At 48.8% G+C, this 12,947-nt stretch carries 8 protein-coding genes, 1 tRNA gene and 3 rRNA genes; 3 read left to right on the top strand and 9 right to left on the bottom strand.

The window, feature by feature from the left end; genetic code table 11:
• Positions 1 to 209: 209 nt before the first annotated feature.
• Positions 210 to 3,008 carry a DNA polymerase I gene (gene polA, locus AB1E22_RS09580; protein ID WP_367595119.1) on the bottom strand — a complete coding sequence of 933 codons (2,799 nt, stop codon included), beginning with the start codon at positions 3,006 to 3,008 and terminating at the stop codon, positions 210 to 212.
• Positions 3,009 to 3,343: 335 nt separating this feature from the next.
• The gene (locus tag AB1E22_RS09575; protein WP_367597428.1) at positions 3,344 to 3,613 is read right to left on the bottom strand and encodes a hypothetical protein; all 270 of its coding nucleotides are present in this window, start codon (positions 3,611 to 3,613) and stop codon (positions 3,344 to 3,346) included.
• Between AB1E22_RS09575 and AB1E22_RS09570 the strand changes: the two genes are divergently transcribed.
• The gene (locus tag AB1E22_RS09570; protein ID WP_367597355.1) at positions 3,507 to 4,340 is read left to right on the top strand and encodes an acyltransferase; all 834 of its coding nucleotides are present in this window, start codon (positions 3,507 to 3,509) and stop codon (positions 4,338 to 4,340) included. The genes AB1E22_RS09575 and AB1E22_RS09570 overlap by 107 nt on opposite strands.
• Before the next feature lie 47 nt (positions 4,341 to 4,387).
• On the opposite strand, the gene dsbA is transcribed toward AB1E22_RS09570, so the two are convergent.
• The 3 genes from dsbA to AB1E22_RS09555 all read right to left on the bottom strand — a co-directional run bounded on the left by dsbA (position 4,388) and on the right by AB1E22_RS09555 (position 6,372).
• Positions 4,388 to 5,011: a thiol:disulfide interchange protein DsbA gene (gene dsbA, locus AB1E22_RS09565; RefSeq protein WP_367597354.1), complete on the bottom strand. Its 624-nt coding sequence runs from the start codon at positions 5,009 to 5,011 to the stop codon at positions 4,388 to 4,390.
• Between the two features lie 28 nt (positions 5,012 to 5,039).
• Positions 5,040 to 6,026, bottom strand: a complete 987-nt coding sequence (locus AB1E22_RS09560; protein WP_367595118.1) for a serine/threonine protein kinase — start codon at positions 6,024 to 6,026, stop codon at positions 5,040 to 5,042.
• A gap of 76 nt (positions 6,027 to 6,102) precedes the next feature.
• Entirely contained in the window at positions 6,103 to 6,372 is a 270-nt protein-coding gene (locus AB1E22_RS09555) for a YihD family protein (protein WP_034499931.1), read from the bottom strand.
• A 72-nt stretch (positions 6,373 to 6,444) separates the two neighbouring features.
• Between AB1E22_RS09555 and mobA the strand changes: the two genes are divergently transcribed.
• Positions 6,445 to 7,026, top strand: a complete 582-nt coding sequence (mobA, locus tag AB1E22_RS09550; RefSeq protein ID WP_367595117.1) for a molybdenum cofactor guanylyltransferase MobA — start codon at positions 6,445 to 6,447, stop codon at positions 7,024 to 7,026.
• Positions 7,027 to 7,530 (top strand): molybdopterin-guanine dinucleotide biosynthesis protein MobB, encoded by a 504-nt coding sequence (mobB, locus tag AB1E22_RS09545; RefSeq protein ID WP_367595116.1) that lies wholly within the window; start codon positions 7,027 to 7,029, stop codon positions 7,528 to 7,530.
• 119 nt (positions 7,531 to 7,649) lie between these two features.
• Here mobB and rrf read toward each other — a convergent pair.
• The 4 genes from rrf to AB1E22_RS09525 all read right to left on the bottom strand — a co-directional run bounded on the left by rrf (position 7,650) and on the right by AB1E22_RS09525 (position 12,703).
• Positions 7,650 to 7,765, bottom strand: a 5S ribosomal RNA gene (gene rrf / locus AB1E22_RS09540).
• Between the two features lie 108 nt (positions 7,766 to 7,873).
• Positions 7,874 to 10,781 (bottom strand): 23S ribosomal RNA (locus AB1E22_RS09535).
• A gap of 218 nt (positions 10,782 to 10,999) precedes the next feature.
• Positions 11,000 to 11,075 (bottom strand) — tRNA-Glu (locus tag AB1E22_RS09530).
• 86 nt (positions 11,076 to 11,161) lie between these two features.
• Positions 11,162 to 12,703, bottom strand: a 16S ribosomal RNA gene (locus AB1E22_RS09525).
• Together the 16S, 23S and 5S rRNA genes with 1 tRNA gene alongside form the textbook arrangement of a ribosomal RNA operon.
• Positions 12,704 to 12,947 lie beyond the last annotated feature (244 nt).

Genomic DNA, 12,947 nt, shown 5'->3' with positions numbered 1-12,947 from the left:
TAAAATATTCAGCCAAATCCGATTACGTGAAGTAAAAGGTCTGAAAGATAGAACATCTTACCTCTGTACCCTACGCAAATAACTCTACTCCTTTTTTTTCGGTTGAAAAAGCATTTTTTGTAGTTTTTTTTCACCCTTTACACACCGATCTTGAAGCATCATCACAAAAAGATATGACTTATGTTGCTTAGTTACATAAATCGCTTTAATTAGTGAGCTTCATCCCAGTTTGCGCCGCTTCCGACTTCCACCAGTAGTGGCACATCCAGTTTCATGCTGCCTTCCATCAATTCGTGAATTTTCTTCGATACTGCATCGAGATCATCCTGATGCACTTCAAACACTAATTCATCGTGTACCTGCATGATCATTTTCACGCGTGGCTTCTCAGCTTCAAGCCAGGCATCGACCGCAATCATCGCGCGTTTAATGATGTCTGCCGCCGTTCCCTGCATAGGGGCGTTAATCGCTGCGCGTTCAGCTCCAGCACGACGGGCGGCATTACTGGAATTGATGTCCGGAAGATAAAGACGACGGCCATCCAGCGTTTCGACGTAGCCCTGCTCTTTCGCCTGCTTGCGGGTACGCTCCATGTATTCCAGCACGCCAGGGTAGCGCTCAAAGTAGAGATCCATATACTTCTGCGACTCTTTACGCGGAATGTTGAGCTGGCGTGACAAGCCAAATGCGCTCATACCGTAAATCAGGCCGAAGTTAATCGCTTTTGCGCTGCGGCGCTGTTCGCCTGAAACGCTATCTAAAGGCGTGCCAAAGACTTCAGAGGCGGTTGCACGGTGGATATCTTTCCCTTCCGCAAATGCGGTAAGCAGACCTTTATCGCGGGATAAATGCGCCATGATGCGCAATTCAATTTGCGAGTAGTCCGCAGAAACAATCAGATAATCTTTTGGGGCAATAAAGGCCTGACGAATGCGACGCCCTTCTTCATTGCGCACCGGAATATTTTGCAGGTTCGGTTCGGTAGAAGACAGACGCCCGGTCGCTGCAACCGCCTGATGATAAGAGGTATGTACACGCCCGGTTTTCGGGTTGATCATCAGCGGCAATTTATCTGTGTAGGTCGATTTAAGCTTCGCCAGACCACGATGTTCAAGAATAACTTTTGGCAACGGATAATCCAGAGCCAACTCTTCCAGAACTTCTTCAGACGTGGACGGTGCACCGCCTGGTGTTTTCTTCAGCGGTTTAATACCCTGCTTTTCAAATAAAATAGTCTGCAATTGCTTTGGCGAAGAGAGGTTAAACGGCTCGCCCGCAATTTCATGGGCTTTAATTTCCAGCTCCGCAAGACGCTTTGTGAGCTGCTCAGAATGGGTATGTAACACGGCCGGGTCGATCTTCACGCCATTACGTTCAATGCGAGACAGCACTGGTACCAGTGGCATTTCGATGTTTTTAAAGATGCTTAGCGGCCCTTCGCGCTTTTCAAGCTGCGGCCACATTTTCAGGTGCAACTGTAACGTTACGTCTGCATCTTCTGCGGCATAACGCCCAGCCTGCTCCAGATCTATCTGGTTAAAGGTCAGCTGTTTTTTACCTTTACCGGCGATTTCTTCAAACGTAATCGTGGTGTGTTTAAGCCAGCGCGCAGAGAGGCTATCCATATCATGGCGGCCTGCGACGCTATCAAGAATGTAGGATTCGAGCATGGTATCGAAGGCAATACCGCGCAGCTCGATATCGTAATTCTGCATGATGCCGCGGTCATATTTGAGGTTCTGCCCAACTTTAAGCACGCTTTCGTCTTCAAGTAAGGGTTTCAGCAGTTCGAGCGCTCGTTCACGCGGAATTTGTACCGGTGCATCTAAATAGTCATGTGCGACTGGAATGTAGCAGGCAACACCCGGCTCTGTAGCAAATGAGAGGCCGACCAAATTCGCACTGACGTTATCCAGGCTGTCGGTTTCGGTATCAAAGGCAATAACCGGGGCTTTTTTCAGGCAGGCAATCCACTCTTCAAGCACACTTTCTTCAAGAATGGTGACGTAGTTTTCATAAGAGAGTGCAGTGGCTGGCTCTTCTGCTTCTGCTTCAGCCTCAGCTTCTACCTCAATGGCTTTCTGTGGCTGTGCCGCAGGTTTTACGCCCTTAGCCTGCAACCATTTTCCCGCTTCAACGTCAGTAATCCAGCGCTTAAATTCATACTGTTTGAACAAGCCAAGCAGTTCTTCATCCGCCGGTTGCTGCACTTCTAATTGCTCGCAGCCAAGCTCCAGCTCCACATCCGTTTTGATGGTAGCCAGTTGATAGGAGAGATAAGCAAGATCTTTGCTTTGCTCGAGCTTAGCCGCCATGGTTTTCGCGCCACGGAATGTCAATTCTGCGATTTTTTCAGGGTTGGCATACAGCGTATCCAGACCACCTAACCCTTGAAGCAGTGCCTGCGCGGTTTTCTCGCCAACGCCCGGCACTCCAGGAATGTTGTCTGAGGAATCTCCCATCAGCGCCAGGAAGTCGATGATCAGTTCTGGAGGCACGCCATATTTAGTGCGAACTTCATCCGGGCCAAGAATGGTGTTAGTCATGGTGTTAATAAGCGTAACGCCCGGTGTAACCAGCTGCGCCATATCTTTGTCGCCAGTGCTGATAAGCACAGGGCGGCCAACACGTTCAGCTTCAAGCGCCAGCGTACCGATCACATCGTCGGCTTCCACGCCTGAAACAGCAAGCAGCGGCAAACCCATCGCTTTAACCATGGCATGCAAAGGTTCGATTTGTGCACGAAGATCGTCTGGCATTGGCGGACGGTGAGATTTGTAGTGCTCAAACAGCTCGTCACGGAAGGTTTTACCTTTGGCATCAAAGACGACTGCTGCGTGCGTCGGTTGGTACTGCAATAACAGACTGCGCAGCATGTTCAGCACGCCGTACATTGCCCCGGTCGGTTCACCTTTGCTATTGGTCAGCGGTGGGAAAGCATGATAGGCACGATAGAGATAGGATGAGCCATCAACGAGGATAAGTGGGTTTTGCGCGATCTGAACCATAATGTTCCGTTCCGTGACTGATTTTAGTTTATCGCTAAAGGATGCCATAGCCTGGCTGAAAACATGAACTTTTGAGGAAGATAAGGTGAAAAGTTTTGTTGATCTTCGAGATCCGCCTCAAGATCAATATTGTGGATAAGTTTGTGCATAATTCTTTAAGCAATTGATTATTGTGCGAAGATGAAACTTTAACAATGATAAATACTTATAATTTTCATGCAGTTGTGATTTACCCCTTCAAAGAGAAGAGATTTCATCGTAGATCGACAAATGTGGATATAAAAATAAATTATGTTATAGACCGATAACAAACAAAGCCTTCCGAATGGCATTTTTTAGTGAGTTATTTTAGTTTCCTCCTTGCCAACAAATTTCTGATAAAATTCACGCCTTATTACCCTTTTCTTACTATTTTCCTCCTCTAACCTTCTGAAAAATTTATTTATGTCGAGATTATTCACCGCGATAACTTTGATTCTGAGTGTCGCTCTCACCATTTTGGTCACAGTAGCGTGCTCAGTACCCATAATTATTGCTGGTATTATTAAGCTGCTTTTACCTGTACCAGCCATCTGGCGATCAATCTCGGGATTTGCTGATTTCATGATGTCCTGCTGGTGCGAAGGGTTAGCATTTTTACTCAAGCTTAACCCGCATTTGAAATGGGATGTTGAAGGGCTGGATGAGCTCAGTAAGAAGAACTGGTACTTATTAATATGTAATCATCGAAGCTGGGCGGATATCGTTATTTTGTGCGTACTGTTTCGCAAACATATCCCAATGAATAAGTACTTTTTAAAGCAGCAGCTCGCCTGGGTACCTTTTATGGGGCTGGCATGTTGGGCTCTGGATATGCCTTTTATGAAGCGCTATTCACGTGGTTATTTATTACGTCACCCGGATCAACGCGGTAAAGACGTTGAAACAACGCGTCGTTCCTGCGAGAAATTCCGTACTCACCCAACAACAATTGTGAATTTCGTTGAGGGCTCAAGGTTCACACCAGATAAACGTTTAGAGACGCGTTCGGCATTTCACAATCTACTTCCCCCTAAGGCTGCAGGCATTGCAATGGCACTCAATGTTCTAGGGAGACAGTTCGATAAACTACTCAACGTAACGCTGTGTTATCCGGATAATGCGCAAAGCCCGTTTTACGACATGTTAACCGGAAAGATGACGCGAATTGTTGTGCGAGTGTCGCTATTACCAATTGCAGAGGATCTGCATGGCGATTATATGAATGATAAAGTTTTTAAACGACACTTCCAGCAGTGGCTAAACGCGGTGTGGCATGAGAAAGATGCGGTGCTAACGAGCTTCGAACAGTAATTCGAGTCATAAACAGTTGAAAGCCGGTCAATGACCGGCTTTTTTAATTACTTTTTCTCAACCAGGAATTTGGTCACATCAGCATATTGTTGGACGAAAACGTCCATATTGCTGGTGTCCATACCCTGTGGATTTAACTGATATTTTCCGTTCACGAAAATAGCTGGCACGCCCTGCAATTGCAGATCTGCTGCAGCTTTCTCTTGTTGAGCAACCAGTGATTTCACCACAAAGCTATTCCATGCGGCATCGTACTCTTCTGCTTTAACGCCAGCATCAATAAATACTTTTCGTATGTCGGCAACATTCTGAACAGTCTGAGTTTTCTGCACTGCTTCAAACATTGGCGCAGTAATTTTGTCTTCCACGCCCAACGCCATTGCAACAGCCCATGCCTGCGTTAAATCCTTGCCCAATGGGCCCAGGAACTCAACATGGTACTTGGTCATTTTTGTGCCTTCTGGGAGTTTTTTCTTCACTGTATCAGACACATGCAGAACTTCTTCAAACTGGTAGCAGTGTGGGCAGTAAAAAGAGAAAAACTCTAATACTTGTGGCTCACCGGCAACAGGTTTTTCCAAAGTAACGAACTCTTTACCGTCTTTAAACTGCGCAGCAGACACGCTGAATGCCAGGATCATCCCCGCCAGCGCCAGCCAAATCTTTTTCATCATCAAATCTCTCCTGAATAAATACTGATTAATACATTGGCGTTAATGTTAGTGGTGGTTCACGTAGAACCCGGACCTGCTCTGTAAAAGTCGCAGTTTGTCTTCGCCAGTAATCTTCGTCGGTAAGCCACGGAAAATTTCTGGGGAAAGCAGGATCATCCCAGCGTCGAACTATCCACGCGAGATAATAAATCATACGCATGGCGCGTAAAGGTTCTATAAGAGCGATTTCATCTGATTCAAAAGGGGCAAATTCTTCATATGCTTCGATAATCATTTCCAGCTGCATTCTCTGCTCGGCCTTATCGCCATTGAGAAGCATCCAGATATCCTGGATTGCCGGACCATTACGAGCGTCATCGAGATCGACAAATAGCGGGCCATCACGCCAGAGAATATTTCCCGGATGGCAATCGCCATGCAGACGTAATGGCTGAAAATCTGTGTGCCAGTGAAGCTTCACTTCCTCTATTAATGCATCTGTTGCGCTAAGAAAGCTCTTCTTGAGGGTGGATGGAATCAGTGGTGTATGCTCGAATAGCTCACGCGGCTCAAATAAGTACTCACGTAAGCCTATATCAGGGCGTGCACTGAATAGCTTTCGGCGACCCGTTTGATGGATACGGCCAAGATAGCGACCAACCCATTCCATTTGATCAAGATTATCTGTTTCGTACTGCCTTCCGCCTAAGCTTGGGAACACTGCGTACATAAAACCTTGATGGTGCAGAACTGTATTGCCATTGAAATGCATGGGTGCTGCGGTCGGAACCTCATCAGCTAATAGCTCAAGCGCAAACTGATGTTCTTCTTCTATTTGCTGCGGGGACCAGCGATGGGGTCGATAAAACTTAACCACATAACGTTTGCGATCCTCGTCCTGAAATTGATAGACGCGGTTCTCAAAACTGTTTAGCGGGGTCAAGCCGGAATCCACCCGTATACCCTGTTCAAAAAGGGCATCCATGATGGTATCCGGATGTAATGTTTGAAAATTGAAAGCGCTGTCTGTCATCCAGGCAACCGACTGTAAATACGAATAGTTTAGGATAACATTTCATCGTCGTTAAAGTGGCCTGGCTTACAAGCTTTTACTCTTTAATTACGCCGCGAGCGCGCAATAGGGCCGTTTTAAAATCTTCTTCGTAATCTTTCTGGATGCCAGGAATGACGGCATCTTTTGCAGAGTCACGCATTTTTAGATGATAAATAAGCACATCATCGGTGAGATCGGTTAATTCGCCGGTATAACCTGACTCTTTGCTGAGTTTCTGCAAAAATTGAATCAAATTGAGATCCGGCTCTTTCTGCCATGCGGGCTGAAGTAGCTCGAGCAGTTCGTTAAGGCGTTTACATTTCATGATTGTGCTCCATTCACATGAGAGATGTCACACGTTAGCAGGCTCAAACCCACATTAAAAGAGGCGATATAAGTGAGTTGTTTAACAGAAGTGACTGGTGTGGTGTTGGCTGGCGGAAGAGCAACAAGAATGGGTGGCCAGGATAAGGGGCTGATTAACTTTAATGGCCAACCGTTGTTTGAACACGTCATCAGTAAGCTCGCGCCGCAGGTTAACAATGTGGTGATTAGCGCTAATAGAAATATAGAAAAATATCAGTCTGTTGGGTTAAGTGTTTTGAGTGATACGTTAGCCGACTTTCCGGGGCCATTGGCCGGAATGTTATCAATAATGCAGCATCTGAGTGAAGAGTGGTTTCTATTCTGCCCTTGTGATACGCCCAATATCCCGGGCGATCTGGCATATAAATTGTGGGAGCAGAAAGGGGATTCAATAGCCGTATGGGTAAATGATGGTGAACGTGATCATCCGACTATTGCGCTTATGCATCGCAGATTAGCGACGGATCTCGAGCAGTATCTGGCTTCAGGAGAGCGACGGGTGATGGTCTTTCTGAGACAAATAGGTGGGAAAGCAGTCGAGTTTCCAAACCAAATGCAAAATTTTGCCAACGTAAATACACCTGAAGATCTTGCTCAATGGGAGAAGGAATAGATGTTGCCACTGTTAGCATTCGCAGCCAGTAGCGGAACAGGGAAAACGACGCTGTTGAAGAAGGTAATACCCCTGTTGAACCAACGTGGTATTCGTCCAGGTCTGATAAAGCATACACATCACGATATGGATGTCGATAAACCCGGAAAGGACAGCTATGAGTTACGCAAAGCCGGAGCAGCACAAACGCTTGTGGCAAGCCAACAGCGCTGGGCCCTGATGACTGAGACTCCCGATGAAAATGAGTTAGATCTTTATTATCTTGCCAGCCGAATGGATGAGTCTTCGCTGGATATCATATTGGTTGAGGGCTTTAAGCACGAATCAGTGCCGAAAATTTTGCTCTACAGAGAAGGTGTTTCTCAGCGTTCGGATGAACTAGTGATTGATAGCCATGTTATTGCTATCGCAAGTGATGTCAATTTGAGCGTAGCATTGCCTGCTCTGGATATTAATCAGCCTGAACAGATCGCAGATTTCATTATTAACTGGCTCAAAAAGTAGAAAGATACTGATACTTGAGGGTTTTACAGAAGGCTATGGCGAAGTGGGGTATCAATTTCCATAAACCGCAGACGGCAAAAAGCCCTGCACGTCAGTGCAGGGCTTCTTACTTGATTGGAGCCTGGCAGTTCCCTACTCTCGCATGGGGAGACCCCACACTACCATCGGCGCTACGGCGTTTCACTTCTGAGTTCGGCATGGGGTCAGGTGGGACCACCGCGCTAGTGCCGCCAGGCATATTCTGTTTCATTAACCGTCACCTCCCGGGTGACCGTTAACCTAAATCCGGAATTCAGCTGAAAATTAAATCTCTGTCTCTCAAACAAAACACCTTCGGTGTTGTAAGGTTAAGCCTCACGGATCATTAGTACTGGTTAGCTCAACGTATCGCTACGCTTACACACCCAGCCTATCAACGTCGTCGTCTTCAACGTTCCTTCAGGAGCCTTAAAGGCTCAGGGAGAACTCATCTCGGGGCAAGTTTCGCGCTTAGATGCTTTCAGCGCTTATCTTTTCCGCATTTAGCTACCGGGCAATGCCATTGGCATGACAACCCGAACACCAGTGATGCGTCCACTCCGGTCCTCTCGTACTAGGAGCAGCCCCCCTCAATTCTCCAGCGCCCACGGCAGATAGGGACCGAACTGTCTCACGACGTTCTAAACCCAGCTCGCGTACCACTTTAAATGGCGAACAGCCATACCCTTGGGACCTACTTCAGCCCCAGGATGTGATGAGCCGACATCGAGGTGCCAAACACCGCCGTCGATATGAACTCTTGGGCGGTATCAGCCTGTTATCCCCGGAGTACCTTTTATCCGTTGAGCGATGGCCCTTCCATTCAGAACCACCGGATCACTAAGACCTGCTTTCGCACCTGCTCGAGCCGTCACTCTCGCAGTCAAGCTAGCTTATGCCTTTGCACTAACCTCACGATGTCCGACCGTGATTAGCTAACCTTCGTGCTCCTCCGTTACGCTTTAGGAGGAGACCGCCCCAGTCAAACTACCCACCAGACACTGTCCGCAACCCGGATTACGGGTCTACGTTAGAACACCAGCCATTAAAGGGTGGTATTTCAAGGTTGGCTCCACAAGAACTGGCGTCCTCGCTTCAAAGCCTCCCACCTATCCTACACATCAAGGACCAGTGTTCAGTGTCAAGCTATAGTAAAGGTTCACGGGGTCTTTCCGTCTTGCCGCGGGTACACTGCATCTTCACAGCGATTTCAATTTCACTGAGTCTCGGGTGGAGACAGCCTGGCCATCATTACGCCATTCGTGCAGGTCGGAACTTACCCGACAAGGAATTTCGCTACCTTAGGACCGTTATAGTTACGGCCGCCGTTTACCGGGGCTTCGATCAAGAGCTTCAGCTTGCGCTTAACCCCATCAATTAACCTTCCGGCACCGGGCAGGCGTCACACCGTATACGTCCACTTTCGTGTTTGCACAGTGCTGTGTTTTTAATAAACAGTTGCAGCCAGCTGGTATCTTCGACTGCCTTCAGCTCCACCCGCGAGGGGTTTCACTTACCGACAGCGTGCCTTCTCCCGAAGTTACGGCACCATTTTGCCTAGTTCCTTCACCCGAGTTCTCTCAAGCGCCTTGGTATTCTCTACCTGACCACCTGTGTCGGTTTGGGGTACGATTTGATGTTACCTGATGCTTAGAGGCTTTTCCTGGAAGCAGGGCATTTGTCACTTCAGCACCGTAGTGCCTCGTCGTCACACCTCAGCGTTATACAGAAGTCCGGATTTACCTAAACTTCCCGCCTACATGCTTAAACCGGGACAACCGTCGCCCGGCCAACATAGCCTTCTCCGTCCCCCCTTCGCAGTAACACCGAGTACAGGAATATTAACCTGTTTCCCATCGACTACGCCTTTCGGCCTCGCCTTAGGGGTCGACTCACCCTGCCCCGATTAACGTTGGACAGGAACCCTTGGTCTTCCGGCGAGCGGGCTTTTCACCCGCTTTATCGTTACTTATGTCAGCATTCGCACTTCTGATACCTCCAGCAGCCCTCACAGGCCACCTTCGACGGCTTACAGAACGCTCCCCTACCCAACAACGCATAAGCGTCGCTGCCGCAGCTTCGGTGCATGGTTTAGCCCCGTTACATCTTCCGCGCAGGCCGACTCGACCAGTGAGCTATTACGCTTTCTTTAAATGATGGCTGCTTCTAAGCCAACATCCTGGCTGTCTGTGCCTTCCCACATCGTTTCCCACTTAACCATGACTTTGGGACCTTAGCTGGCGGTCTGGGTTGTTTCCCTCTTCACGACGGACGTTAGCACCCGCCGTGTGTCTCCCGTGATAACATTCTTCGGTATTCGTAGTTTGCATCGGGTTGGTAAGCCGGGATGGCCCCCTAGCCGAAACAGTGCTCTACCCCCGAAGATGAGTTCACGAGGCGCTACCTAAATAGCTTTCGGGGAGAACCAGCTATCTCCCGGTTTGATTGGCCTTTCACCCCCAGCCACAAGTCATCCGCTAATTTTTCAACATTAGTCGGTTCGGTCCTCCAGTTAGTGTTACCCAACCTTCAACCTGCCCATGGCTAGATCACCGGGTTTCGGGTCTATACCCTGCAACTTAACGCCCAGTTAAGACTCGGTTTCCCTGCGGCTCCCCTATACGGTTAACCTTGCTACAGAATATAAGTCGCTGACCCATTATACAAAAGGTACGCAGTCACCCCATAAAGAGGCTCCCACTGCTTGTACGTACACGGTTTCAGGTTCTGTTTCACTCCCCTCGCCGGGGTTCTTTTCGCCTTTCCCTCACGGTACTGGTTCACTATCGGTCAGTCAGGAGTATTTAGCCTTGGAGGATGGTCCCCCCATATTCAGACAGGATACCACGTGTCCCGCCCTACTCTTCGAGTTCACAGCATGTGTATTTTTGTGTACGGGAGTATCACCCTGTACCCTGCGACTTTCCAGACGCTTCCACTAATACACAAACTGATTCAGACTCTGGGCTGCTCCCCGTTCGCTCGCCGCTACTGGGGGAATCTCGGTTGATTTCTTTTCCTCGGGGTACTTAGATGTTTCAGTTCCCCCGGTTCGCTTCGTTAAGCTATGTATTCACTTAACGATAGTGTGACGAATCACACTGGGTTTCCCCATTCGGAAATCGTCGGTTATAACGGTTCATATCACCTTACCGACGCTTATCGCAGATTAGCACGTCCTTCATCGCCTCTGACTGCCAGGGCATCCACCGTGTACGCTTAGTCGCTTAACCTCACAACCCGAAGGTGTCTCGTGAGACACAATCGGTGTCGTGAAAATTTGAGAGACTCGAACACACCTCACTTCCTTTCTTATTACGGAGAAAGGAAACAGTGTGTCGTTTCAATTTTCAGCTTGTTCCGGATTTTTAAAGAGCAAATATCTCAAACGTGACTGCTAAGTCAGTTTTGAGATATTGAGGTCGGCGACTTTCACTCACAAACCAGCAAGTGGCGTCCCCTAGGGGATTCGAACCCCTGTTACCGCCGTGAAAGGGCGGTGTCCTGGGCCTCTAGACGAAGGGGACACTGAAGTCTCACTCGCAAGACGCCTTGCTTCTTTACATCTATCAGACAATCTGTGTGAGCACTACGCAAGTTCGTATCTTTCAGGTAAGGAGGTGATCCAACCGCAGGTTCCCCTACGGTTACCTTGTTACGACTTCACCCCAGTCATGAATCACAAAGTGGTAAGCGCCCTCCCGAAGGTTAAGCTACCTACTTCTTTTGCAACCCACTCCCATGGTGTGACGGGCGGTGTGTACAAGGCCCGGGAACGTATTCACCGTAGCATTCTGATCTACGATTACTAGCGATTCCGACTTCACGGAGTCGAGTTGCAGACTCCGATCCGGACTACGACGCACTTTATGAGGTCCGCTTGCTCTCGCGAGGTCGCTTCTCTTTGTATGCGCCATTGTAGCACGTGTGTAGCCCTACTCGTAAGGGCCATGATGACTTGACGTCATCCCCACCTTCCTCCAGTTTATCACTGGCAGTCTCCTTTGAGTTCCCGGCCGGACCGCTGGCAACAAAGGATAAGGGTTGCGCTCGTTGCGGGACTTAACCCAACATTTCACAACACGAGCTGACGACAGCCATGCAGCACCTGTCTCACAGTTCCCGAAGGCACTAAGGCATCTCTGCCGAATTCTGTGGATGTCAAGAGTAGGTAAGGTTCTTCGCGTTGCATCGAATTAAACCACATGCTCCACCGCTTGTGCGGGCCCCCGTCAATTCATTTGAGTTTTAACCTTGCGGCCGTACTCCCCAGGCGGTCGACTTAACGCGTTAGCTCCGGAAGCCACTCCTCAAGGGAACAACCTCCAAGTCGACATCGTTTACGGCGTGGACTACCAGGGTATCTAATCCTGTTTGCTCCCCACGCTTTCGCACCTGAGCGTCAGTCTTTGTCCAGGGGGCCGCCTTCGCCACCGGTATTCCTCCAGATCTCTACGCATTTCACCGCTACACCTGGAATTCTACCCCCCTCTACAAGACTCAAGCTTGCCAGTTTCAAATGCAGTTCCCAGGTTGAGCCCGGGGATTTCACATCTGACTTAACAAACCGCCTGCGTGCGCTTTACGCCCAGTAATTCCGATTAACGCTTGCACCCTCCGTATTACCGCGGCTGCTGGCACGGAGTTAGCCGGTGCTTCTTCTGCGAGTAACGTCAATCACTGCGGTTATTAACCACAATGCCTTCCTCCTCGCTGAAAGTACTTTACAACCCGAAGGCCTTCTTCATACACGCGGCATGGCTGCATCAGGCTTGCGCCCATTGTGCAATATTCCCCACTGCTGCCTCCCGTAGGAGTCTGGACCGTGTCTCAGTTCCAGTGTGGCTGGTCATCCTCTCAGACCAGCTAGGGATCGTCGCCTAGGTGAGCCATTACCTCACCTACTAGCTAATCCCATCTGGGCACATCTGATGGCAAGAGGCCCGAAGGTCCCCCTCTTTGGTCCGAAGACGTTATGCGGTATTAGCTACCGTTTCCAGTAGTTATCCCCCTCCATCAGGCAGTTTCCCAGACATTACTCACCCGTCCGCCGCTCGCCGGCAAAGTAGCAAGCTACTTCCCGCTGCCGCTCGACTTGCATGTGTTAGGCCTGCCGCCAGCGTTCAATCTGAGCCATGATCAAACTCTTCAATTAAAAGCTTGATTTGCTTACAATGAGTAAGCGGTGCTCAAAAATTAACTTTCGTAATAATTCAACTAAATGAATTACTGCTTGGTCACTCTTCAAGACTTGATATTTTTTTGATACCCGGAGGTATCTGAGATATCAATCCTGCGAGTGCCCACACAGATTGTCTGATAAATTGTTAAAGAGCAGTGAGTTACGCGCTTTCGCTTGCTAACTCGAGGTGGCGTATGTTACGCTTTCCTCTTTCAGA

The organism is Buttiauxella gaviniae (assembly GCF_040786275.1).
Lineage (GTDB): Bacteria > Pseudomonadota > Gammaproteobacteria > Enterobacterales > Enterobacteriaceae > Buttiauxella > Buttiauxella gaviniae_A.
Note: the sequence above shows the minus strand (reverse complement) of the source record. Positions and strands in the feature narration are given on the sequence as shown.

Excerpts from the sequence above, each read along its gene's own strand:
- polA (WP_367595119.1), bottom strand. The coding sequence starts at position 3,008 with ATGGTTCAGATCGCGCAAAACCCACTTATCCTCGTTGATGGCTCATCC.
- AB1E22_RS09575 (WP_367597428.1), bottom strand. The coding sequence starts at position 3,613 with ATGAAATCAGCAAATCCCGAGATTGATCGCCAGATGGCTGGTACAGGT.
- dsbA (WP_367597354.1), bottom strand. The coding sequence starts at position 5,011 with ATGAAAAAGATTTGGCTGGCGCTGGCGGGGATGATCCTGGCATTCAGC.
- AB1E22_RS09560 (WP_367595118.1), bottom strand. The coding sequence starts at position 6,026 with ATGACAGACAGCGCTTTCAATTTTCAAACATTACATCCGGATACCATC.
- AB1E22_RS09555 (WP_034499931.1), bottom strand. The coding sequence starts at position 6,372 with ATGAAATGTAAACGCCTTAACGAACTGCTCGAGCTACTTCAGCCCGCA.
- mobB (WP_367595116.1), top strand. The coding sequence starts at position 7,027 with ATGTTGCCACTGTTAGCATTCGCAGCCAGTAGCGGAACAGGGAAAACG.